This window comes from Pseudomonas sp. NPDC090755 (assembly GCF_044769005.1).
GTDB lineage: Bacteria > Pseudomonadota > Gammaproteobacteria > Pseudomonadales > Pseudomonadaceae > Aquipseudomonas.
Window position 1 is genome coordinate 35,094 of record NZ_JBIVXC010000014.1, and the last position, 21,002, is coordinate 56,095.

Genomic DNA, 21,002 nt, shown 5'->3' on the forward strand with positions numbered 1-21,002 from the left:
TTTTGCCCGGGAGCATGAAATGACACAGACGGTACTGGTGCTGGTAGAGACAGTCGACGATTACCTGCCCTTGCTGGAGCAACAAGGCTTTCGCCTGATTCGCGCCCAGACCCCGGCCTTGCGCGCCGATGCCATCGCCCGCCAGGGCGGCGAGATCGATGCAGTGCTGACCCGTGGCCCGCTGGGGCTCACCGCCGATGAAATCGCGGCCTTGCCGGCATTGAAGATCATCTGTGTGATCGGCGCCGGCTACGAGCAGGTTGACCTGGCTGCCGCGGCGGCGCGTGGGATCACCGTCACCAATGGCGCCGGCGCCAATGCCACGGCAGTGGCCGACCATGCCATGGCCCTGTTGCTGGCGGTGGTGCGCGACATCCCCCGCGCCGATGCCTCGACCCGGCGTGGCGAGTGGAACCGGGTCATCAGTCCCTCGGTCAGCGGCAAGCGCCTGGGTATCCTCGGCCTTGGTGCCGTCGGCCTGGCCATTGCCAGGCGCGCGGCGCTGGGTTTCGACATGCAGGTCAACTACCATAACCGCACACCGCGCAGCGATGTACCGTACACCTACTGCGATAGCCCGTTGGCGCTGGCGCAGGCCTCGGACTTCCTGATCGTCGCCACGCCCGGCGGCGCCAACACCCGCCAGTTGATCGACAAGCCCGTGCTCGAAGCGCTGGGGCCGGACGGTTTTCTGGTGAACATCGCCCGTGCCAGCGTGGTCAGCACAACCGACATGGTCGAGGCGTTGCGCAATGGCGCCATTGCCGGTGCCGGGCTGGACGTGTTCGATGACGAACCGGCGGTGCCGGATGCCCTGAAAACCCTGGGCAATGTGGTGTTCACACCGCACGTGGCCGGGCAGTCGCCGGATGCGGCGCGCGATACCGTGGCGCTGGTGTTGAAGAACCTGCAGGCCTTCTTTGCCGGCGAACCGGTGCTGACCCCGGTGACGGCGTAGCCTGTGGGAGCGGGCTTGCCCCGCGAAAGCGGAATGTCAGTCACATCGCCTCGCGAGGCAAGCTCGCTCCTACTAGACTCAGCCGCTACCTACCTCAGCAAGGAGCTTTGACCATGTCCCTGGAAAAGCACGGTAGCTGCCTGTGCGGCGCCGTCAAACTCAGCGTCAACCTGGAAAACGCCAGCGTCGATGCCTGCCATTGCAGCATGTGCCGCAAATGGGCCGGTGGGCCGCTGTTCTCGGTGCACTGTGCGGACCCGGTAAAATTCACCGCCGGAACGCCGAAGTTCTACGACTCTTCCGAGTGGGCCGAGCGCGGCTTCTGCGGTCAGTGCGGCACCCACCTGCTGTACCGCCTGAAAAACGGAAAATTCGACTCGGTGTCGGTCGGGGTGCTGGACGGCGATACCGACTGGGTCTTCGACCTGCAGGTGTATGTCGACAGCAAACCCAAGTACTACTGCTTCGCCAACCAGACCAAAACCATGACCGGCGCCGAAGTCGAGGCCCTGTTCAACTGAGCGCCAACAGCCAGGCGGCGAACACCTGCGCCGCCGGCGAGCAACTGGCCTGTTTGTCGTGCACCAGGTAGTCGGCTTGCCCGGTGTGCACGACGAACGGCGATACCTGGCGGATCGAACCCTGCTCGATGCGCTCGCGGGCCATGAATTCCCAGCCCAGCCCCACGCCCATCCCCTGCATCACCGCCTCGAACACCAGGTTGACCTGGTTGAAGGTCACCGCATCGGCCGGCGCTTTGTACGCCAGGCCCTGATGGCCGAACCAGTCCTGCCAGTCCAGGCAGTTCCAGGCCGAAGCATCCAGCTGGATCAAGGGCAGGGCCTGCAGCTCGCTCAATGAGCTGACGTCGGGCAATACCCGCCGGGCACTGGCGATGGGGTAGATGGTTTCGTCGAACAGCTTGTCGGCCTTGAGCGAGCTCCATTGGCCGTGGCCGTAGAGAATGCCGAAGTCGTAGTGGGCAATGTCGCTTTCGCCGATCTCGTTGCTGGCGTGGATGTTGACGGTCAGCTCCGGGTGCTGTTCGTTGAAGCGCAGCAGCCGTGGAAACAGCCAGTACTGGGCCACCGCATGGGTGCAGATAACGCTGACATTGCGGCTGCCATGGCCGCTTTTAAGGCGCAGGACATTGGCCAGCAGGCGTTCGAGCATGGGTTCGACAATGGCATTGAACTCGGCACCGGCGCTGGTCGGGGCGATGCCACGAGCGCGGCGTTCGAACAGGACTGCCCCCAGGTGCTCTTCCAGCAGCTTGATCTGCTTGCTCACGGCGCTTTGGGTCAGGTACAGCTCGCTGGCGGCGCGGGTGAAACTGCCGGTGCGCATCACCGCCTCGAAGGCGATCAGGGTGTCGAGCGGGGGGAGGTGACGGCTGAAGCGGCTCATGCTGACTGTCCGGTCTGGGGAATGGCTGCATCATAGGATCGATGCTTTGCGCAGGGAAGGTATTCTCTACAGGAATACCTGCATGCCGAATGATCTTTTGTCCGGCGCCTGCGCAAGGGATAGCCTGCGCACTTCTTCGAACAGGAGCAGGCACGTGAGACTGGGTGTGGCGTATGCCGGAATAGCTGGCGCGATGTGGGGATTGGTACTGATGGTGCCGCAACTGTTGCCCGAGTTCAGCCCGGTGCTGCTCAGTTGCGCACGCTTCGTGCTGTTCGGCGCGGTGACCCTGGTGCTCGCCATCCCTATGCGCAAGGCCCTGGGGCGGCTGACCCTCAAGGATGTGTGGATGCTCGGGCGCCTGGCACTGATCGGCAACCTGCTGTATTTCATCTGCCTGGTGGCGGCCATCCAGCGCTTGGGCGTGGCACCGGCTTCACTCATCGTCGGGGTCTTGCCGCTGACCATCACCCTGTATGGTCGGCATGACAGCGGCGGGGTGGCGCTCAAGCAACTGTTCGCACCGCTGGCCCTGATTCTGGCGGGCATGCTGTGCATCAACCTGCAGACCTTCGCCGTCGAACAGGGCCCTGTGGGCGACAAGATCATCGGCGTTCTCTATGCCCTTGGAGCCCTGGCCTGCTGGACCTGGTACGCGGTGCACAACAGCCGTTGCCTGAAACTGAGCGGGCATTTCGACAGCCACCAGTGGTCGGTGCTGTGCGGGGTGATGACCGGCTTGTTCAGCCTGGTGCTGGTGGCGGCGCTTGCACTCTGGCAACCCGCCCAATTGCAGGTGGATGCGCCGACCGAGCGTTGGGGCTTGTTCTGGCTCTACAGCCTGGGTTGCGCGATTTTCGGCTCGTGGCTGGCAGCGCTGTTGTGGAACGCCGCGTCCAGGCGCATGCCGCTGACCCTGAGCGGCCAGTTGATCGTCTTCGAAACCCTGTTCGCCTTGCTGTATGCCTTCATCTGGCGCCAGAGCGGGCCGAGCCTGCTGGAAGCGGCGGCGATCGTGCTGGTGATAGGCGGTGTCTGCTGGTCGATGCGCCAACATGGGCCCACCAGGGCGCAAGCGCCTGCCCCAGCCTGATAGCGCCTTGCAAAAAATGCGCGATCCTGCGAAAAGGCTGCGTTGATACACATACCACGAGGTCAAGCATGAGCAGCGAGCTGCAAATCATCGATATCCAGTTGGGTGAGGGCAAGGAGGCCGTCAAAGGCGCCCTGATCACCACCCAGTACACCGGCTGGCTGGATGACGGCACCCAATTCGACTCGTCCTACGATCGCGGCAAGCCGTTCCAGTGCGTGATCGGCACCGGTCGGGTGATCAAAGGCTGGGACCAGGGCCTGATGGGCATGAAAGTCGGCGGCAAGCGCAAGCTGGTGGTGCCTTCGCATCTGGCCTACGGCGAACGCAGCATGGGCGCGATCACCCCGCATTCGAACCTGACGTTCGAAATCGAGCTGCTGGAAGTCCTCACCCGCGACGACTGATCGACGGTCGTAATTCGGCAATATCAAGGCAGTACAATCACAGGTGCTCGGGATCGAGCAGGCAGGGATCGAACCAATCGGGTTTATCGCACTCTCAGATAGCCCGCACCACGGACGGTACGACAGACAGGGATCACCCGCGGCTTCGGCCGCGTCGTGTCACGGCGGGTCAGCCACACCCCTTTTTGCCGTAAAGAGCCCGTTTCATGAAGTTGCCCACCCTGTTCAAACGTCACCGCCCTGTCCTGTGCTCACTGGCCTTGCTCGCTGGTGCCGCGCTGCTGGCCGTCGAGGCGGTTGAAAGCCGTGCCGAGCCTGTGGACGGTACCCAGACCCTGGTGTTCCTGCGCCATGCCGAAAAGCCTGGCGAAGGCCTTGGCCAGCTCAATTGCCAGGGCCTGAACCGCGCCCTGGACCTGGCCACCTTGCTGCCGGAGAAATTCGGCAAGGCCGACTACGTGTTTGCCGCCGATCCGTCCCGCCATGTGGAAGAGGGCAGCAAGGACGACGCCTACAGCTACATCCGCCCGCTGATGACCATCAGCCCCAGCGCCATCAAGCTCGGCCTGCCGGTGAACATCGACTTTGGCGCCAATGACACCGCCGCACTGGCCGATGAGCTGCTGCAGGACAAGTACCGTAACGCCACGGTTTACACCGCCTGGTCCCACGGCTACTTGCCCGAACTGATCAATACCGTGGCCGGCAAAGCCCTGGGCGAAAAGCGGGTGATCACCGAGGACTGGGACGGTGAAGACTTCGATTCGCTCTACGTGCTGACCCTGACCTGGCACGATGGCAAGGCCAGCCTGCTCAGCCGCAACTACAAGCAGGGCCTGAACAACGGCGAGCACAGCTGCCCGAGCTGATGACTGCCCAGGCTCAAGGACGGGGCAGGGCAGGCACCCGGGCAATTTGCTCGCGGGCATGCTGGCCAAACAACTGCAACAGGTCGTCCAGGGTGTGCGGATGGCTTTCGTTGGCCCGGGTCAGGGCATACAAGGTGATGGGCAGTGGTGGATTGAGGGGGCGCACCACCGTGTGCTGCGAACCCAGGGCGGTGAAGGGGTCGATCAGCGCCAGCCCGGCGCCGGACTCGACCATCGCCCGGGCCAGGGAGTAGGTCTGCACGCGAATGCCGATACGCGGCGCCGGTTCCAGGTTCTTCAGGTAACTGCCCACCTGCGCGGCCAGCGGGTCGCTGCTGCTCAGGCCGATCAACGGCGCACCGGCCAGGGCTTCCACCGCCAGCGGTGAGCCCAGGTCCGTCTCGCTCCAGTAACCCTTGGGCGCCAGGGCCATCAGCACGCCATGGGCCAGGGGCTGCACGGTCAGGCCCGGGTGGTCGGGGTGGCGCAAGGTCAGGGCGACGTCGATTTCGCGCATCAGCAACTGCTGCACCAACTCTCGGCTGTGAAGGCTTGAAAGCTCGCATTCGGACTGCGGATGACGCTCGGACCACTGGCTGATGACCGGTGGCAGCAGCAACAGGGCCAGGGCTGGCGTGGCACCGATACGCAATTGCAGGCCCGGCTGGCGCCGCAGGCTGGCGGCCAGGCGGCGCACGCCTTCAACGCTGTCGCTGACCTTGTCCACCTCACGCTCCAGGGCCAGGGCCTCGGGCGTGATCTGCAACTTGCCCCGCACCCGCAGGAACAACGGGAAGCCCAGCTGGGCTTCGGCGTGCTGGAGGATTTTCGACACCGCCGGCTGGGTCACGTGCAGCAACTGCGCCGCGCCGCTGATCGAGCCGGTCTGGCGGATGGCCTGGAACACTTCAATGTGACGCAAACGCATGCTGGACCCCATAACCTTTGTTTATGGCCGGCCCATTTTTATTCATTATCCGGCGGCTGTCACCGGCCCTAACCTGAAGGCCTTCGGATTGGTGGATGAACACTCATGGCACAGCGGGTAACAGTCATCGGCGGCGGCGTCATCGGTCTGGCAACGGCCTATGCCCTGGTACGCGAAGGCTTTGCGGTGGACCTGGTCGAGGCGCGGGACACCCTGGGAGCCGGCACCAGCTTTGCCAACGGTGGACAATTGTCCTATCGCTACGTTTCGCCGCTGGCCGATGCCGGCGTACCGCTGCAAGCCCTGGGCTGGTTGCTGCGCAGCGATTCGCCGCTCAAGCTGCGCCCGCGCCTGGACCTGGCCCAGTGGCGCTGGCTGGCAGGCTTCATGGCGGCCTGTCGGACCTCGGTCAACCGCAGCAATGCCGCCCACCTGTTGCGCCTGGCCCTGCACAGCCAGGCGACCCTGGCACAGTGGCGTGAAACCGACCGGCTGGAGGGCTTTGCCTGGCGGCGCAACGGCAAACTGGTGACGTTCCGCAACCCGGCCAGCTTCGCCCATGCGCGCAGTCATCTGCTCGACCCGCACGGCCAGCAGGTGCTCGGTGCTGCGGACATCGCCGCGCTGGAGCCGGCCCTGGCCGGTGCGCCGTTCATTGGCGGGGTGTTCACCGCCGACGAGGAAGTCGCCGACTGCCATCGTTTCTGCCTGGCCCTGGTCGAGCGCCTGCAGGCGTCCGGCCAGTGCCGGCTGATGCTGGGCCAGCCTGTCACCGGCATCCGTCATGCGGATGGCGCGATCCAGGCGCTGGAGCTGGGCGGACAGGTCATGACGGTGGAGCGTCTGGTGCTGTGCGCCGGTCATCGCAGTGCCAGCCTTGGCCTGCCGGGCCTGCAACTGCCGATCTATCCGCTCAAGGGCTACAGCCTCACCGCACCGATCCTGGCCGGCCAGCAGGCGCCGGAAGCCAGCATTACCGACTACGACCGCAAGATCGTCTATGCGCGTCTTGAGGATCAGCTGCGCGTCGCCGCCATGGTCGATATCGTCGGTTTCGACGAATCCCTGGACCCGGCGCGGCTGGCCAGCATACGTCAGCTGGCGGCGGCGACCTTCCCCGATGCCGCCGACTACAGCCATGCCCGCGAGTGGGCCGGCATGCGCCCGGCGACCCCCAGTGGCGTGCCCTTGCTGGGGGCGACGCGTTACCGCAACCTCTGGCTCAACCTCGGTCATGGCGCCCTGGGCTTCACCCTGGCCTGTGCCAGTGGTGCGCTACTGGCCGAACTGATCGCCGGCCGCGCGCCATCGATCGACTTGCACGGGCTGTCCCCCCGGGCCGCCTGACCTTCACAAGAACAACAACCGCAAGGAGTGTCCCGATGTCGATTACCCGTTTGCACAGCAACGAGCGCATGAGCGCCGCTGCCCTGTTCGGGCAACTGGTGTTCCTGTCCGGCCAGGTGCCGACTGAGGCCCGCGAAATCCGCGAACAGACCCGCGAGGTGCTGGACAAGATCGACGCGCTGCTGGCCGAGGCGGGCAGCGACAAGCGCCAGTTGCTCAGCGCGACTGTCTACCTCAAGGATATCGCTGCCGATTTCGAGGCGATGAACGAGGTCTGGTCGGCCTGGCTCGAACCCGGTCTTGCGCCGACCCGCACCACCTTGCAGGCTGAACTGGCGCGCCCCGGCGTGCGTGTGGAAATCACTGTCATCGCCGTGCGCGGCTAGGAGATCGTCATGTTCAAACCCGCTCTGCTTGCCCTGTCGTTGTTGTTTGCCCATTCGGCCCTGGCCGACACCGCGCCGCTCACCGGTACCCTGAAGAAAATCGCCGACTCGGGCAGCATCACCCTGGGCTACCGGGATTCATCCATTCCTTTTTCTTATATCGGTGACCACAGCGGCAAGCCCATGGGCTACTCGGTCGACCTGGCCGGGGAAATCGTCAAACACCTGCAAAGCAAGCTGGCAATGTCGGACCTGAAGGTGCGCTACAACCTGGTCACCTCGCAGACGCGGATTCCGCTGGTGCAGAACGGCACGGTCGACCTGGAATGCGGTACCACGGGTGTTACCGCCGAGCGTGCGAAGCAGGTGGATTTTTCCTACGGCTTCATTTTCGTCAAGGGCCAGTTGCTGACCAAGAAGGGCAGTGGCATCCAGGGGCTGGATGACCTCAAGGGCAAGAATGTGGTCAGCACCGCGGGCACCACCAACGAGAAGTACCTGAAGAACTACAACCTTGAGCACAACCTCGGCGCCTTCGTGATCAGCGCCAAGGATCATGGCGAAGCGTTCATGATGCTGCAGTCCGGCCGTGCCGCGGCGTTCTACATGGATGACGCGCTGCTCTATGGCGAGCGGGCCAAGGCGCGCGATCCCCACGACTGGGTGGTGGTCGGCGAGGCGCAGTCCAAGGAGATCTACAGCTGCATGGTGCGCAAGGGCGATGAACCGTTGCTGGCGGCCGTGAACGAGGCGCTGGCGCAGGTCTACCGCAGTGGCCGGATCGAGGGCATCTACCAGCGCTGGTTCGAGCAGCCGATTCCGCCCAAGGGCCTGAACCTGGAGTTTCCGATGACCAGTGAGCTGAAGGGGTTGATTGCCAAGCCCTCGAGCGAGCCGGTGCAATAAAGCTGCATGTTGTAGCCGCTGCCGCCAGGCTGCGATCGACTGCGCAGCAGTCGCAACTCGGGCACCTCGTTGTACCTGACGCACCGAGGTCGCCAGGCTTTACGGTCGCTTCGCGACCGATCGCAGCCTGGCGGCAGCGGCTACACCATCAGGCAATCAAGCCATCGGGGGAAGGCGCCGCTTCACCGGGGTCTTCTTGACGATCGCGGTGTTGGTCTCGGCGTGGCTGTTGAGCTTGTCCAGCAACGTGTCGAGCTGTTCCATCGAACGTACATGCAAGCGAGCGATAAAGCAGTCATCCCCCGTCACCTTGTCGCACTCGGTGAACTCGGGGATGGCCATGATCTGCCGCTCCACCTCCTGCAACTGGCCCGGCAACGGTCGTACGCGGACGATGGCCTGCAACTGGTAGCCGAAACAGCGCGGGTCGATTTCCACGGTGTAGCCCTTGAGCACGCCGCGTTCCTCAAGACGCCGCAAGCGCTCGCTGACACTGGGGGCGGACAGCCCGCTAAGCTGTGCCAACGCCTTGAGCGAGCGTCGCGAGTCTTCCATCAGCGCCTGGATCAACAACTGGTCGATATCGTCGGTCATCGCTGCCTCGTTAGGTAGATTGCTAAATCTGCCTTGATAGTAAAGGTAGATTGTCAGCTTAGCCTGTTTTATCCGCTGGAATGACCCCAGTCACACAGGTCATAATTTGCCCATCGTCAAGGAGGTGAGTGATGGACAGTTCAATACGCCGTGGTTCGCTGGAAATGGTCACCGCGATGCTGATCTCGGGGACCATCGGCTGGTTCGTGCTGGTATCCGGGCAGCCGGTGCTGGATGTGGTGTTCTGGCGCTGTGTGTTCGGTGCCTGCACCTTGCTGCTGATCTGCCTGGCCATGGGCTTTCTCAAGCCCGGCATCCTGACCCTCACCACCTTCGCCCTGGCGGTGCTCAGTGGCGTGGCGATCGTCGGTAACTGGGTGCTGTTGTTCGCCTCCTATTCACGGGCCTCGATCGCCATCGGCACGGCGGTGTACAACGTCCAGCCGTTCATGCTGGTGGGGCTGGCGGCGCTGTTCCTCGGTGAGAAGATCACCGTGCCCAAGTTGTTCTGGCTGGCCGTGTCGTTTCTCGGCATGCTGGCGATCGTCAGTGCCCATGGCAGCCAAAGCGGCAGCGGCGATGACTACCTGGTGGGCATCGCACTTGCTCTGGGCGCGGCCTTCCTCTATGCCGTGGCGGCGCTGATCATCAAGCGCCTGAGCGGTACGCCGCCGCACTTGATCGCGCTGATCCAGGTGTGCACCGGCGTGCTCTTGCTGGCGCCCTGGGCCAATACCTCGGGCCTGCCCGCCGACGCCGGCGCGCTGGCCAGCCTGGTGACCCTGGGCATCGTCCATACCGGGGTGATGTATGTGCTGCTCTACGGCGCGATCCAGAAGCTGCCGACCGCCTTGACCGGGGCCTTGTCGTTCATCTACCCGATCGCGGCGATCTTCGTCGACTGGTTCGCCTTTGGCCATCGCCTGGAGATGCTGCAATGGCTGGGCGTGGCCGCGATCCTGCTGGCCGCGGCCGGTATGCAGCAAGGCTGGTGGTTCAAACCGGCGATCAAGGCTGCGCAGGTCAAGCCAGACTGACGGCTGCCCGGTCGATCAGCGCCGCCACTTCGGCGGGCCTGGACGCCAGTGAGGCATGGCTGGCGTCCAGCTCCAGCAGTTCTCTGGGGTTCATACGCTTGGCCATGGATCGCTGGTTGTCCGGGTGAATCATCCGGTCATGGGTCGAGAGCTGATACCAGCAGGGCTTGTGCTTCCACGCCGGGTTGCTGATGGTGTCGCCGAAGGTGCTGGCCAGCGGGGCTTTCTGGGTCACGCTCATGATCAGCCCTTCGTCCAGGCTCAGGTCCTGGCAGAAGCTCTCATGCAGTTTGTCCGCCTTGATCCACAGGTAGCCATCGCTGTCCGGTTGCAGGTTGGCGGCGGCTTCGGGCGGCTTCTGCCCGGTGATGCTGCCCGGGCTTTCGCCGTCGTCGGGGGCGAAGGCGGCGATGTAGACCAGGCCGGCGACATTGGCCTGGTTGCCCATCTGGGTAATCACCGCACCGCCATAGGAATGGCCGACCAGCAGCACCTTGCCGGGAATGCCGGCCACCATCTTGCGTGTGCGTTCGGCGTCGTCGGCCAGGGAAGTCAGGGGCATTTCCACGGCGTGCAGGTTGCGGTGGCCGAGGCGCGACAGTTCGAGGATGACCTTGCTCCAGTGGGCGGCACCGCCCCAGAAGCCGTGGACCAGAACGATGGTGGGTTTCTCGCTCATGATGGTTGTCCAGCACAGAGGGTGGGAATGGCAGTGTAGATGCTGCTGCCGTTTCCTGGCGGCGGGCAGGGTAGAATAGCCAGCTTTACTCTTGTTGAATCTGCCCATGACTTCTGTGATCGACACCCTTCACCACCACTTGCTTGCCGCGCTCGATCCGGCGCCGGCCGAAACCCGGCGCCTGTTTCATGGCCGTGGGCGCTGCTGGCCGGGGCTGGAGCAGATCACCGTGGACTGGCTGCAGGGCGTGTTGCTGGTCTCGCTGTTTCGCGAGCCGCCAGCCGGGCAGTTGCCGGCCCTTGAGCAGATGCTGCTGAGTCTGGCTCAGGCGCCTTGCTGGACGGCGCAGGCGATTCTCATCCAGCACCGCTACCTGCCTGACAGCCCGGGGCAGTGGTTGCTGGGTGAGCCCAGTGAGCACTGGCTGATCGATGAAGACGGCCTGCGTTATCAGCTGGATCTGGGGTTCAAGCAGAACACCGGGCTGTTTCTCGATATGCGTTATGGCCGGCGCTGGGTGCGGGAGCAGGCGGCGGGCAAACGGGTGTTGAACCTGTTCGCCTATACCTGTGGCTTTTCGCTGGCGGCGGTTGCTGGCGGGGCCGGGCAGGTGGTCAATCTGGACATGTCGCGTTCGGCCCTGAGCCGGGGGCGGGATAACCACCGGCTCAACGGGCATGACCTGGGGCGGGTGAGTTTTCTCGGGCATGAACTGTTCAAGTCGTGGGGCAAGGTGCGCAAGTTCGGACCCTATGATTTGATCATCATCGATCCGCCAAGCTTCCAGAAGGGCAGTTTTGTGTTGACCCAGGATTACCGGAAGATTTTGCGGCGCTTGCCTGAGTTGCTGACCGCCGGGGGAACAGTGCTTGCGTGTGTGAATGATCCGGGGATCGGGCCCGGTTTTTTGATCGAGGAGATGGCAGAAGAGGCGCCGGGGCTCAAGTTTGTCGAGCGGCTGGCCAACCCGCCGGAGTTTGCTGATGTCGATCCGGTGGGTGGGCTCAAGGCGTTGGTGTTTCGGTTGTAGAGGGCTTTATGGTTTGAGGGCATATCTGTGTAGGAGCGGGCTTGCCCCGCGATGCGATGTGACTGATACGGCGCAATCGCGGGGCAAGCCCGCTCCTACATGCTCGATCGCAGCCTGGCGGCAACTACCGCAGGCGGCGCCAGCCGAGCACGACGCCGCTGACGCTGAGCACCATGCCGCCCAGGCTGAAGACGATCATCCAGGCATCCCACAGCGGGCGCCGCTCCAGCAACGGCAACCAGTCCCAGCTGTGCAGCAGGGCAAACAGCCAGCGCGAGGCGCGTCTGGATTGATCCACCACACCCAGCACTTCACCGGTGTACAGGTCCAGGTGCAGCCAGGTTTGCTGCGGATCGTCAAAGCGCACGCGCAAGGCCGGCAGGCGTTTCTCCAGGTGCCCGAGCATGCTCTGTTCAGCCCTGGCGTAGTAATGGAAGTCGTAGACATCGAGCCGTTCGCTGTGCATCCGTGCCCGGGGCAGCACCGCCTGGGCGGCCTGTTCCAGCACCTGCGCCGGCAGGCGTTCGAGCACTTGCCCGTCAGCCATTGATAACAACCGCGTACGACCTGCGCCATCGTAGGCAACCAGGTAACCGGCACCGCCAATCAGGCGCCATTCCAGCTCCCGTGCGACAAACCCTTGCTCGGCAAAGCGCGACCGTGCCTGCGCTGGCGAAACCGGGAAGGCCGCTGCCGTCAACGGACCACCCTGGTAGGCGGCCATGTCCAGCGGTGCACCAGCGCTGAAGATCCGCCAGGGGTTCATCGACATCAAGCCACTGAAGATCCAGGTGATCGCCAGTACCCCGAACAGCAAGCCGCCGATATGGTGCCAGCGGGCAAAACCGCGATAAGGCGAGCGTGAGCCGCTGCGGTAGGGCTTGCGGATGCGCCAGCGCAGCACGCCGATGATTGCGCCCAGTACCGCCATCAGCGTGGTAGCCAGGGACAGGTAGATCACCAGGTTGCTCCACAGCCCGTCCAGGCCGATGCCACGCAACGGGTACAGCCAGTGCAGCCAGGCGCCGGCCAGGTTCCAGCCACGTTCCAGCGCACTGGCATCACGGACCACTTCGCCGGTGTGCCCGGAAATGTACAGCAAGGTGCCGTCGACATCGGCCAGTCGCACCCGCTGCAACGGGCGGTCGGCATCCAGGGCGCGGGAGTGGCTCCACAGGTCTTCCTCCACCACGCCCTGGTAGCTCGGCATCGCCAGTGGATCGTACTGGCGGGCACCGGCCAGGGCCTGGTCGCGGTCGATGGGCCCCACGCGCTGGCCTGTACGGGCTTCCACCGCCACATTGTTGCGACCCGGATAGCTGAACAGGTAGCGCGGCACGCCCGCCACCGTGCTCAGGCGAATGCCCGAAGGCGTTCGCTGCGCATCGGCGGCGGTCAAGGCTGTTTCCAGGTCGACGCAGCAGTCCTGCAGCGCCAGTGTCGGGAGATGGGCCAGGTGCTCCCGGGGCGTCAGCTTCGGATAACCGACATAGAGCATGACCATCCCGGAAAAGAACCACAGGGCCATGAACAGGCACAGCCCGATCCCCAGCCAGCGGTGCCACAGGTACAGGTAGCGTTTCATCGGCGGTGTCCTAGAAGCGTGTCTGCAAGGCGAGCTCCAGGGTCCGTGGCGCACCCAGGTAGAGCATGCTCGACGAGGTCCAGCGGGCATAGACTTCATCGGTCAGGTTGCGCACCCGGGCGGTGATACGGGTGTCGGTATCGACCTTGTAGCCGAGGAAGGCACCGAACAGGGTGTAGGACGGCGCATGCCGGGTGTTGGCCGCATCGGCATACACCGACGACACGTAACGGCTGTCGCCCCCCACCTGCCAGTTGGGGTCGATGTCGTAGGTCAGCCAGAAGTTGGCCACCCGCTCGGGGATGTTGGTCGGTGTGTTGCCCTTGCGCGACACGCTGGTGCCGCCGACGTTTTCGTTGAACTCGTCGTACTGGGCATCGACATAGGCGAAGTTGCCCTCGGCCAGCAGTTTCGGGGTGACGTGCAAGGAGGCCGACACCTCGACGCCGCGCGACGACTGCTTGCCCACCGGCTGGGTGAAACCGGGGTTGGCCGGGTCGGCGGTGGCCAGGTTCTTGCGCTCGATGTGATAGGCGGCGAGGGTGGCGGCGCCGAGGCCGTCGAGGAAGTCGAACTTGCTGCCGACTTCGATCTGCTTGCCGGTGCTCAGGTCAAAATCGCGCAGCTGGGCGAAGGTGGCGGTGGTCAGGATGCCGGCCGGTGGATCGGCGGCGGTGCTGTACTGCACGTAGACGTTGGCCGCCGGGGTCAGTTGGTAGACCAGGCCGACGCGCCCGGTGGTGGGTTCGTAGTTCTGCTTGTAGTCCAGTGGGTTGTTGGCATCGACGGTGCGGTAGTTGTGCACCTCAAGGTCAATATGGTCATGACGCAGGCCGGTCAGCAGCGACAGCCGCTCGGTCAGTTGCAGGCGGTTTTCCAGGAACGCCGCCCAGGTGTCCACGGTGTTCTGGCGGTTCTTCTGGTAGCCGGGGACCATGCCCTTGAGGTCGTAGAAGTGCCCGGGATCGAAGTTGGCCGGGTCGACGTTGTCGAACACGCCGGTGACCGAACGCGGGTAGTTCATCTGCACGTTGTGGCTGTAGTCCACCCCGCTCGACCACTGGCTGTCCATGCCCAGCAACTGGCCCTGGTGCAGCAGCTCGAAGCGGTTGCCGTTGAGCTCCTGGTCGTGGCGCTGCAACAGCGCGTTGGAGCGATTGACCCGGCTGTTGTCGGCGTTGTAGGCGTAGGTTTCGAGGTTTCGGAAGTTACGCTCGGTGTTGTAGTGGTACAGGGTGTTGCGCACCGAGGTAGCGTCATTGAAGCGGTACTCGGTGATCGAGCGCAACCAGCGTACCCGCTGCTCGTAACGGCCGTCCTCGACGTTGTAGTTCTCGAAGCGACGACTCTCGTCGACCTTCATCTCGCCGCCCAGCGGGTTGAGCACCGGGCTGCCCCAGTAGGGGCTGTCGACGGTCTCGTTCTGGTACTCCAGGGCCAGGGTGTGGCTCAGCTGATCGTTGATGTCGGTCAGCAACGAGAAGGCCACGCTCCAGGCGTCGCGCTCCTCGCGGTCGACATAGCCGTTGCTGTGGGTATGGCTGAAGTCCAGGCGGGCATAGTTGCGGATGCCGTCGCCTTCGTTGAGGGCGTGGTTGAAGCCGAACGAGGTTTCGCTGCTGTCGTAGGAACCGTACTTGATGCGCCCTTCGTTGAAGGACTCGTCGCGGCTGGCCAGCTTGGTGATGTAGTTGATCGAGCCGCCGACGGCACCGGCGCCGAACAGGAAACTCGACGGCCCGCCGATGGCCTCGACCCGGTCATAGATCCAGCTGTCCACCGGCCGCGCGGCGATGGCGTCGTACTGGACGCTGATGCCGTTGAACAGTTGGGTGATCTGCGCGCCGGAGAAACCCCGGTAGGCCACCGAGCCTGCCGAGCCGGGCGGTGAGGCAGCGGTCATGCCGGGCACGCCGGTGAGCATGTCCTGGGTGGTCTGGGCGCCGCGCTGTTCGATCTGCTGGCGGTTGACGACGGTCACCGAGGCTGGGGTTTCCCGCGGGGTCAGGCCCAGGCGCGAGCCGGTTTGCGACGGGGTGTCGAGCAGCACGCCCTCTTCGTTGTCGGCGCGCCCCTCGATGCGCAGGTCGGGCAGGGTCAGCGGCGTATCGGCCGCGGCATTGAAGGACAGCGCGCAAAACAGTGCCGCGCAACCGGAAAAGCGATAGGAATAGGGCATGGAGCGAACTCTGGAGAGTGAGCCAGCGGCCCGCAGCACCTGTCAGGCAGGCGCGGCAGAAAAGGGCCGGTTTTCAGGCAGGCGCAAGGACTGCCAGGTGGTTCAAGCCAGAAGCGGGGAGGCGCGGGGATTGGCCGCAGGCCAGCAATAGCGCGGCGGCGCCTTGCTGCGCAGCTCGCGGTGATAACGACGAATGCGGGTGGCTGCCAGCAGCCAGCCGATGACCAGTACCAGGCCCAGGCAAACCGCCGCCGCGGCGCATACCGGGCAGGTTTGCAGGCTGTCCCAGCCGGCGACCGGCTGATCGCCGAAGTCGCTTTTCAGCGTCGGGCCGGCGCTGCCCATGGCCGAGCAGAAGGCGCCGCCGATACCGTTGAGTTTCAGGCCCATCATCTGCCCGTGACCGATGCCGCAGGCGAACAGATTGAACAGGACGCAGAAGTACAGGGTCCAGGCAATCAGCGGGCGGTGGGCGGGCGTGGGTTTCATGGGCGCGACTTTAGCACCGTTGGTCGGGGGCGAGAAAGCCGAATCAGGCCCCCTTTTCACCGGCTCTGGACACAGGTGGATTGTACTGGGCGAAGCTGACGTCCTCGGTTTCGTCCACGCGCTTTTTCAGGCGCTCGTTGAAGGCCCGGTTCACCGCATACTGGCCGCCGGAGCTGGTGCGAAACTGGGCGGTGAGGGTGATGCCGTTGAGGTTCATGCTGTCGACCCCGAACACCTGCAACGGCCCTTGCAGGCTGTGGCGCAGAATCGGGTCTTCGCTAATCGAGTGACCGACCTCGCGGATCAGCTTCAGGGCGCTGTCAACGTTGGTGGCGTAGCTGAACTGCACCGAGAAGAAGGCATAGGCGAACTGCCGCGACTGGTTGGTGACCGCCTTGATCTGGCCGAACGGCACCGAGTGCACGAAGCCCTTGGCGTCGCGCAGGCGCAGGGTGCGAATGGTCAGGCTCTCCACCGTACCGGCGTGGCCCGAGTCGAGCACTACCCAGTCGCCGATGGCGATGGTGTCCTCGATCAGGATGAACAACCCGGTGATTACGTCCTGCACCAGCTGCTGGGAGCCGAAACCGATGGCCAGGCCCACCACCCCGGCACCGGCCAGCAAGGGGGCGACGTTGATGCCCAGGTTGGCCATGGTGGTGATGGTGCAGATCACCACCAGGATGATTTTGATCGCATTGCGCAGCATCGGCAGGATGGTCCGTACCCGGGTGCTGGGCTGGCGCGAGGCGCGGCGCCCGACCGTGGGCTTGAGGGCTTCCTGAATAGCGGTGTCGATTACCACCCACAGCAGCCAGGTGACCAGCAGGATCAGGCCGATGCTGCTCAGTGAGTCGCTGATGGCCCGGCCCAGGCTGTTCCTGAGAGCGAAATCGAGCACGGAAACGCCCCAGATGCGCCCCAGCAGTTCGATGAAGGCCACGGCCATGACGATACGCAGCAAGGCGTGGGCCAGGTTGCGCAACAGTTCCTTGTAGGGGCGCAGGCGTTGCCTGGCGTCCTCGCCTTCGCGGTTCTTGAACATGCGCTGCAGCACCGTACTGAGAAACACCGTGACGATCAGCAGGATCGAGGTCATCAGGGCTTTCTGCAGGGCGCGCTGGCTCTCTTCGCCGGCACCGATCAGGTTGATCGCCGAGACCAGGATCATCAGCAGGATCGGCAGGTACCACAGCGCCGAGAAGATCCGCAGGGTTTCCTGCACGGCGCGGTGTTGCAGGCGGTCGTGCAGGGCGCGGTTGCGGATCAGGTGCGCTACCGGACGGCGCAGCTTGAGCACCAACACGGCGAAGGACAGGGTGGCCAGCAGGCCGGTCAGGGCGGCGACGCTGCTGGTGAAATTACCGCCCAGGTGCCGGGCGATCTGCGGGCTGGTCAGGGCATCGCTCCAGGCCGCCAGAAAGCCGATCAGGAACAGCGCCCGGGGCGCTGCCCGGCGAATGATCTGCACCGCCGTGCGCTTGTGTCCGGTGTCGAACAGGGTGATCAGGCAGAAGATGATCGAGGTCGAGAAGATACCGGCGCTGGTGGCGTAGGCCAGGCTCATGCCCAGCGCACGGCCGGCGGAAAGCAGGAGGAAATGGCTGACGTAGAGGGTCACGATCAGGCTCAGCACCGCCGGCAGGGTGTAGGCCAGCAGGTATTTGATGACCCGGCGCGGGCGAAGTCGGTCGCGTATCAGGCGGGAGCGGTTGAAGGTGCGTGAGAGCAGCCGGCCGAAGTTGGTCAGCAGGGCGAAGGCGACCAGCCAGGTAACGGTGAGCAGGGCGAAGTCGCGCCACAGTTCCAGCGGGCTGATGCCTGCATGCTCGGTGACCAGTTGATCGACTTCATCGGCGGCGCGGTCGGCGCGCAGGCGCCAGTTGTCGATCACGTGGCTGTCGACATCGAGTTCCTTGCTGACATCGTCCAGGCCATCGGCAATGGCCCCCAGCAGGCCGCCCTGAACCACGGGCTCTGCGGGCTCGGCCGGCTTGCTGGCCGGCAGCAGAGGCGCAGCGCCGGCCAGTTGCAGGCTCAGCAGGCAAGCAAGCAGAAGGGCGAATAGGGATCGGGCCACTGGACACTCCTCAAACCGTGGATGACGGAAAGGGTAGTCAATGAACCGCCCGAGGGAGTATGCGTTGTCCGTATCGCAGGCTACGCCAGCTCCCACAGGAGCAAGGTCTGAAGGTCGGGCATAAAAAATCCGGGGCCCATGACAGGCCCCGGATTCGTCATACCGGCTTACTGCCCGGTATAGATCTGGTCGAACACGCCACCATCATTGAAGTGGGTCTTCTGCACGGTGCGCCAATCGCCGAAGGTCTTCTCCACCGACAGGAAGTCGACTTTCGGGAAGCGGTCGGTGTACTTGGCCAGTACCGCAGGGTCCCGTGGACGCAGGTAGTTGTTGGCGGCGATCTCCTGGGCCTCAGGCGACCACAGGTACTTGAGGTAGGCCTCGGCAGTGGCGCGGGTGCCTTTCTTGTCCACCACCTTGTCGACCACGCTCACCGGTGGCTCGGCTTCGGCGGAGACGCTCGGGTAGATCACCTCGAACTGGTCGCGACCGAACTCGCGGGCGATCATTTCGGCTTCGTTCTCGAAGGTCACCAGCACGTCGCCGATCTGGTTGGTCATGAAGGTGGTGGTGGCGGCGCGGCCACCGGTATCGAGCACCGGCGCCTGCTTGAACAGCTTGCCGACGAATGCCTTGGCCTTGTTCTCGTCGCCGCCGGTCTTCAGTACATAGCCCCAGGCCGACAGGTAGGTGTAGCGGCCGTTACCCGAGGTCTTGGGGTTGGGGACGATGACCTGGACGCCGTCCTTGAGCAGGTCGGGCCAATCTTTGAGGGCCTTGGGGTTGCCCTTGCGAACGATGAACACGGTGGCCGAGGTGAAGGGTGCACTGTTGTTTGGCAGGCGGGTGACCCAGTTGTCCGGCACCAGCTTGCCGTTGTCGGCCAGGGCGTTGATGTCGGTGGCCATGTTCATGGTGATGACGTCGGCCGGCAGGCCATCGATCACCGAGCGGGCCTGCTTGCTCGAACCGCCAAACGACATCTGCACGGCGATCTTCTCTTTGTGCTCGGCTTCCCAGTGTTTCTGGAAGGCAGCGTTGTAGTCCTTGTAGAAGTCGCGCATCACGTCATAGGAGACGTTGAGCAACGGGGCCGCTGCATGGGCCACGTTGCCCAGGGCGAGACCTGCGGCCAGAAGCGAGGCACTGAAGAGTTTTTTCACTGCGCATTCCTTGTTCGAGTTTTCGTTAAGGGCATTATGCCAGCGACTATAGCGGTTGGGCCTTAGGCGCTAAAAGATTAAAAAGTACTTTGCTTATTCCAGTTTTTTGAACAGTGCATTGCCGCAGCGCGAGCAGAAGGCGGCGCCGTGCTCATGATGGTTCTTTCGGCACACCGGACAGTCGTGCTGCAGCTGTTCGCCGCGCAGGGCATTGGCAAGTTCGGCGGTGAAGATCCCGGTGGGCACGGCGATGATCGAGTAACCGGTGATCATCACCAGCGACGACAGCACCTGGCCCAGCGGGGTCTTGGGCACGATGTCGCCAAAGCCGACAGTGGTCAGGGTGACGATGGCCCAGTAGATACCCTTGGGGATGCTGGTAAAGCCATGCTCGGGGCCTTCGACCACGTACATCAGGGTGCCGAACACGGTGACCAGGGTCGAGACGCTGACCAGGAACACGATGATTTTCTGCTTGCTGCCGTGCAGCGCTGCCAGCAGGTAATGGGCCTGCTTGAGGTAGGGGCTGAGCTTGAGCACGCGAAAGATGCGCAGCATCCGGATCACCCGGATGATCAACAGGTATTGGGCGTCGCTGTAGTACAGGGCGATGATCCCCGGGACGATCGCCAGCAGGTCGACCAGGCCGTAGAAACTGAAGGCATAGCGCACGGGCTTGGGCGAGCAGTACAGGCGGATCAGGTACTCGACCAGGAAGATCGCGGTAAACCCCCACTCGATGGCGGCCAGCAGGCCTGCGTAGTGCTGGTGGACTTCATCGATGCTGTCGAGGATCACCGTCACCAGGCTTGCGAGGATGATCAGCAGCAGGATGCTGTCGAAGCGCCGGCCGGCGACTGTGTCGGTTTGAAAAACGATGACGTAGAGCCGTTCGCGCCAGCTCGAAGGGGTTTGCATGCTCAACTCCATTTCACAATGGAGCTGAGCCTAGGGGCAGCGCTTCAGCTATGCAAGCGACCGGCACGGCGGGCCAGCGGCTGGCGCAGCAGGCGCTGGCCGATCAGCACCAGCCAGCAGGCCAGGATGAACGGCGCGGTCAGGCCCGGCACCGGCAGCTGGGCGATCACAGGTTGCAGGACGATGGCCGTGAGCATGGCCAGCAACGGCAGCCAGGGCTGCTTGCGGGTCTGGCTGAAGGCCAGGGCGGCGAGGGCAGCGTTGAAGCCGTAGAGGCCGGCATAGGCGGCATTGGTTTCACCACCGAGCAACGCGACGCTGCCACCCAGCGCCGCGCCGAGCAGGGCCCAGGCGGCAGCATAGCGGTTGGCGATCAGCAGGCCGATGGCAATCAGCAGTCCGGCCAGCGGGTTGTCGAGCAGGAAGATCTGGCCCAGTCCGCGCGCCAGGGCAAACAGGGCATTGTGTTCCATGGGGCCGGCCGCGCTGGTGGCCGGTTCGCTGATCGCCAGGGCCGCCCAGCCGATCAGCACGAAGGGTGCGGTGTAGGCCGGCAGCAGCAGGTTGGAGCTGGCGCGCTTGAGCCACTGGTGCACGATCATGCTGCTCAGGCCGCCGGCGGCGATGATCAGCGGCGGCAGGATCGCCGACCAAGGCAGGGCGTAGCTCAGCAGCAGGCCGATCAGCACGCCGTTGTAGCTGTACAGGCCGGCCTGGCGATCGGTGCGGTTGTAGCCGCGGCGCTGGGCGGTGAGCAGCCCGGCGAGGGCGCCGAGCAGGGCGCCGCCGACCAGGTCGGGGGCGGTGAGCGTGATGGCCAGCAGGCAGAACAGGCCGCACAGCGGGTTGCGCTGCAGCAGGACCTGGCTGAAGCCGTTGAGCAAGGCCGTCGCCCAGTCTGGGCACGGGTTGACGAAATTCTTGGTGTACATGGGGGCAGTCTG

At 64.2% G+C, this 21,002-nt stretch carries 21 protein-coding genes; 10 read left to right on the forward strand and 11 right to left on the reverse strand.

All coding sequences use genetic code 11. The features are described from left to right. The first annotated feature begins 19 nt into the window (after positions 1–19). Together ACIQUS_RS19445 and ACIQUS_RS19450 are read left to right on the forward strand one after the other, a co-directional pair. Positions 20–958 (forward strand): 2-hydroxyacid dehydrogenase, encoded by a 939-nt coding sequence (locus ACIQUS_RS19445; RefSeq protein WP_403049957.1) that lies wholly within the window; start codon positions 20–22, stop codon positions 956–958. Positions 959–1,071: 113 nt separating this feature from the next. Next, entirely contained in the window at positions 1,072–1,479 is a 408-nt protein-coding gene (locus ACIQUS_RS19450) for a GFA family protein (RefSeq protein WP_403049960.1), read from the forward strand. Here ACIQUS_RS19450 and ACIQUS_RS19455 read toward each other — a convergent pair. Then, positions 1,472–2,365 (reverse strand): LysR substrate-binding domain-containing protein, encoded by an 894-nt coding sequence (locus tag ACIQUS_RS19455; protein ID WP_403049963.1) that lies wholly within the window; start codon positions 2,363–2,365, stop codon positions 1,472–1,474. The two genes, ACIQUS_RS19450 and ACIQUS_RS19455, sit on opposite strands and share 8 nt — an antisense overlap. A 166-nt stretch (positions 2,366–2,531) precedes the next feature. On the opposite strand from ACIQUS_RS19455, the gene ACIQUS_RS19460 reads away from it, so the two are divergent. From ACIQUS_RS19460 to ACIQUS_RS19470, 3 genes are all read left to right on the forward strand, one after another. Next, a complete protein-coding gene (locus ACIQUS_RS19460; protein WP_403050230.1) occupies positions 2,532–3,458 on the forward strand; it encodes a DMT family transporter in 927 nt (308 codons plus the stop codon). Positions 3,459–3,526: 68 nt separating this feature from the next. Next, positions 3,527–3,865 (forward strand): FKBP-type peptidyl-prolyl cis-trans isomerase, encoded by a 339-nt coding sequence (locus ACIQUS_RS19465; RefSeq protein WP_403049966.1) that lies wholly within the window; start codon positions 3,527–3,529, stop codon positions 3,863–3,865. Positions 3,866–4,071: 206 nt separating this feature from the next. Continuing rightward, positions 4,072–4,734 carry a histidine phosphatase family protein gene (locus ACIQUS_RS19470; RefSeq protein WP_403049969.1) on the forward strand — a complete coding sequence of 221 codons (663 nt, stop codon included), beginning with the start codon at positions 4,072–4,074 and terminating at the stop codon, positions 4,732–4,734. Between the two features lie 13 nt (positions 4,735–4,747). On the opposite strand, the gene ACIQUS_RS19475 is transcribed toward ACIQUS_RS19470, so the two are convergent. Beyond that, on the reverse strand, positions 4,748–5,662 hold the full coding sequence (locus ACIQUS_RS19475; RefSeq protein WP_403049972.1) for a LysR family transcriptional regulator: 915 nt from the start codon (positions 5,660–5,662) through the stop codon (positions 4,748–4,750). Between the two features lie 105 nt (positions 5,663–5,767). Here ACIQUS_RS19475 and ACIQUS_RS19480 point away from each other — a divergent pair, with 105 nt between their 5' ends. The 3 genes from ACIQUS_RS19480 to ACIQUS_RS19490 are packed head-to-tail and all read left to right on the forward strand — an operon-like array spanning position 5,768 to position 8,301. Then, positions 5,768–7,009, forward strand: a complete 1,242-nt coding sequence (locus ACIQUS_RS19480; protein ID WP_403049975.1) for a D-amino acid dehydrogenase — start codon at positions 5,768–5,770, stop codon at positions 7,007–7,009. A gap of 35 nt (positions 7,010–7,044) precedes the next feature. Next, a complete protein-coding gene (locus ACIQUS_RS19485) occupies positions 7,045–7,395 on the forward strand; it encodes a RidA family protein (RefSeq protein ID WP_403049978.1) in 351 nt (116 codons plus the stop codon). 9 nt (positions 7,396–7,404) lie between these two features. Further along, a complete protein-coding gene (locus tag ACIQUS_RS19490) occupies positions 7,405–8,301 on the forward strand; it encodes a transporter substrate-binding domain-containing protein (protein ID WP_403049981.1) in 897 nt (298 codons plus the stop codon). 156 nt (positions 8,302–8,457) lie between these two features. Here ACIQUS_RS19490 and ACIQUS_RS19495 read toward each other — a convergent pair whose 3' ends face one another. Next, a complete protein-coding gene (locus tag ACIQUS_RS19495) occupies positions 8,458–8,895 on the reverse strand; it encodes an Lrp/AsnC family transcriptional regulator (protein WP_285865813.1) in 438 nt (145 codons plus the stop codon). Between the two features lie 131 nt (positions 8,896–9,026). Between ACIQUS_RS19495 and ACIQUS_RS19500 the strand changes: the two genes are divergently transcribed. Then, positions 9,027–9,932: a DMT family transporter gene (locus ACIQUS_RS19500; protein ID WP_403049985.1), complete on the forward strand. Its 906-nt coding sequence runs from the start codon at positions 9,027–9,029 to the stop codon at positions 9,930–9,932. On the opposite strand, the gene ACIQUS_RS19505 is transcribed toward ACIQUS_RS19500, so the two are convergent. Next, positions 9,919–10,611, reverse strand: coding sequence for an alpha/beta hydrolase (locus tag ACIQUS_RS19505; RefSeq protein ID WP_403049988.1), 693 nt, complete (start codon positions 10,609–10,611; stop codon positions 9,919–9,921). The genes ACIQUS_RS19500 and ACIQUS_RS19505 overlap by 14 nt on opposite strands. Positions 10,612–10,717: 106 nt before the next feature. Between ACIQUS_RS19505 and ACIQUS_RS19510 the strand changes: the two genes are divergently transcribed. Then, positions 10,718–11,641 carry a class I SAM-dependent methyltransferase gene (locus ACIQUS_RS19510; protein WP_403049991.1) on the forward strand — a complete coding sequence of 308 codons (924 nt, stop codon included), beginning with the start codon at positions 10,718–10,720 and terminating at the stop codon, positions 11,639–11,641. A 124-nt stretch (positions 11,642–11,765) separates the two neighbouring features. On the opposite strand, the gene ACIQUS_RS19515 is transcribed toward ACIQUS_RS19510, so the two are convergent. The 7 genes from ACIQUS_RS19515 to ACIQUS_RS19545 form a co-directional block, all read right to left on the reverse strand. Next, entirely contained in the window at positions 11,766–13,226 is a 1,461-nt protein-coding gene (locus ACIQUS_RS19515; protein ID WP_403049994.1) for a PepSY domain-containing protein, read from the reverse strand. A gap of 10 nt (positions 13,227–13,236) precedes the next feature. After that, a complete protein-coding gene (locus tag ACIQUS_RS19520) occupies positions 13,237–15,405 on the reverse strand; it encodes a TonB-dependent receptor (protein WP_403049997.1) in 2,169 nt (722 codons plus the stop codon). 102 nt (positions 15,406–15,507) lie between these two features. Beyond that, positions 15,508–15,894, reverse strand: a complete 387-nt coding sequence (locus ACIQUS_RS19525) for a DUF2946 domain-containing protein (RefSeq protein WP_403050000.1) — start codon at positions 15,892–15,894, stop codon at positions 15,508–15,510. A gap of 43 nt (positions 15,895–15,937) precedes the next feature. Next, the gene (locus ACIQUS_RS19530) at positions 15,938–17,974 is read right to left on the reverse strand and encodes a mechanosensitive ion channel family protein (protein ID WP_403050003.1); all 2,037 of its coding nucleotides are present in this window, start codon (positions 17,972–17,974) and stop codon (positions 15,938–15,940) included. A gap of 167 nt (positions 17,975–18,141) precedes the next feature. After that, a complete protein-coding gene (locus ACIQUS_RS19535) occupies positions 18,142–19,140 on the reverse strand; it encodes a sulfate ABC transporter substrate-binding protein (protein ID WP_403050006.1) in 999 nt (332 codons plus the stop codon). Between the two features lie 93 nt (positions 19,141–19,233). Further along, entirely contained in the window at positions 19,234–20,058 is an 825-nt protein-coding gene (locus tag ACIQUS_RS19540) for an ion transporter (RefSeq protein WP_403050009.1), read from the reverse strand. 44 nt (positions 20,059–20,102) lie between these two features. Next, complete coding sequence (locus tag ACIQUS_RS19545) at positions 20,103–20,990, reverse strand: urea transporter (protein WP_403050011.1); 888 nt, start codon at positions 20,988–20,990, stop codon at positions 20,103–20,105. Positions 20,991–21,002 lie beyond the last annotated feature (12 nt).

Bases quoted from the DNA above. Each gene is read 5' to 3' on its own strand.
- ACIQUS_RS19485 (WP_403049978.1), top strand. From the start codon at position 7,045: ATGTCGATTACCCGTTTGCACAGCAACGAGCGCATGAGCGCCGCTGCC.
- ACIQUS_RS19500 (WP_403049985.1), top strand. From the start codon at position 9,027: ATGGACAGTTCAATACGCCGTGGTTCGCTGGAAATGGTCACCGCGATG.
- ACIQUS_RS19445 (WP_403049957.1), top strand. From the start codon at position 20: ATGACACAGACGGTACTGGTGCTGGTAGAGACAGTCGACGATTACCTG.
- ACIQUS_RS19540 (WP_403050009.1), bottom strand. From the start codon at position 20,058: ATGCAAACCCCTTCGAGCTGGCGCGAACGGCTCTACGTCATCGTTTTT.
- ACIQUS_RS19495 (WP_285865813.1), bottom strand. From the start codon at position 8,895: ATGACCGACGATATCGACCAGTTGTTGATCCAGGCGCTGATGGAAGAC.
- ACIQUS_RS19480 (WP_403049975.1), top strand. From the start codon at position 5,768: ATGGCACAGCGGGTAACAGTCATCGGCGGCGGCGTCATCGGTCTGGCA.
- ACIQUS_RS19475 (WP_403049972.1), bottom strand. From the start codon at position 5,662: ATGCGTTTGCGTCACATTGAAGTGTTCCAGGCCATCCGCCAGACCGGC.
- ACIQUS_RS19515 (WP_403049994.1), bottom strand. From the start codon at position 13,226: ATGAAACGCTACCTGTACCTGTGGCACCGCTGGCTGGGGATCGGGCTG.
- ACIQUS_RS19545 (WP_403050011.1), bottom strand. From the start codon at position 20,990: ATGTACACCAAGAATTTCGTCAACCCGTGCCCAGACTGGGCGACGGCC.
- ACIQUS_RS19510 (WP_403049991.1), top strand. From the start codon at position 10,718: ATGACTTCTGTGATCGACACCCTTCACCACCACTTGCTTGCCGCGCTC.
- ACIQUS_RS19520 (WP_403049997.1), bottom strand. From the start codon at position 15,405: ATGCCCTATTCCTATCGCTTTTCCGGTTGCGCGGCACTGTTTTGCGCG.
- ACIQUS_RS19505 (WP_403049988.1), bottom strand. From the start codon at position 10,611: ATGAGCGAGAAACCCACCATCGTTCTGGTCCACGGCTTCTGGGGCGGT.
- ACIQUS_RS19490 (WP_403049981.1), top strand. From the start codon at position 7,405: ATGTTCAAACCCGCTCTGCTTGCCCTGTCGTTGTTGTTTGCCCATTCG.
- ACIQUS_RS19525 (WP_403050000.1), bottom strand. From the start codon at position 15,894: ATGAAACCCACGCCCGCCCACCGCCCGCTGATTGCCTGGACCCTGTAC.
- ACIQUS_RS19455 (WP_403049963.1), bottom strand. From the start codon at position 2,365: ATGAGCCGCTTCAGCCGTCACCTCCCCCCGCTCGACACCCTGATCGCC.
- ACIQUS_RS19470 (WP_403049969.1), top strand. From the start codon at position 4,072: ATGAAGTTGCCCACCCTGTTCAAACGTCACCGCCCTGTCCTGTGCTCA.
- ACIQUS_RS19450 (WP_403049960.1), top strand. From the start codon at position 1,072: ATGTCCCTGGAAAAGCACGGTAGCTGCCTGTGCGGCGCCGTCAAACTC.
- ACIQUS_RS19465 (WP_403049966.1), top strand. From the start codon at position 3,527: ATGAGCAGCGAGCTGCAAATCATCGATATCCAGTTGGGTGAGGGCAAG.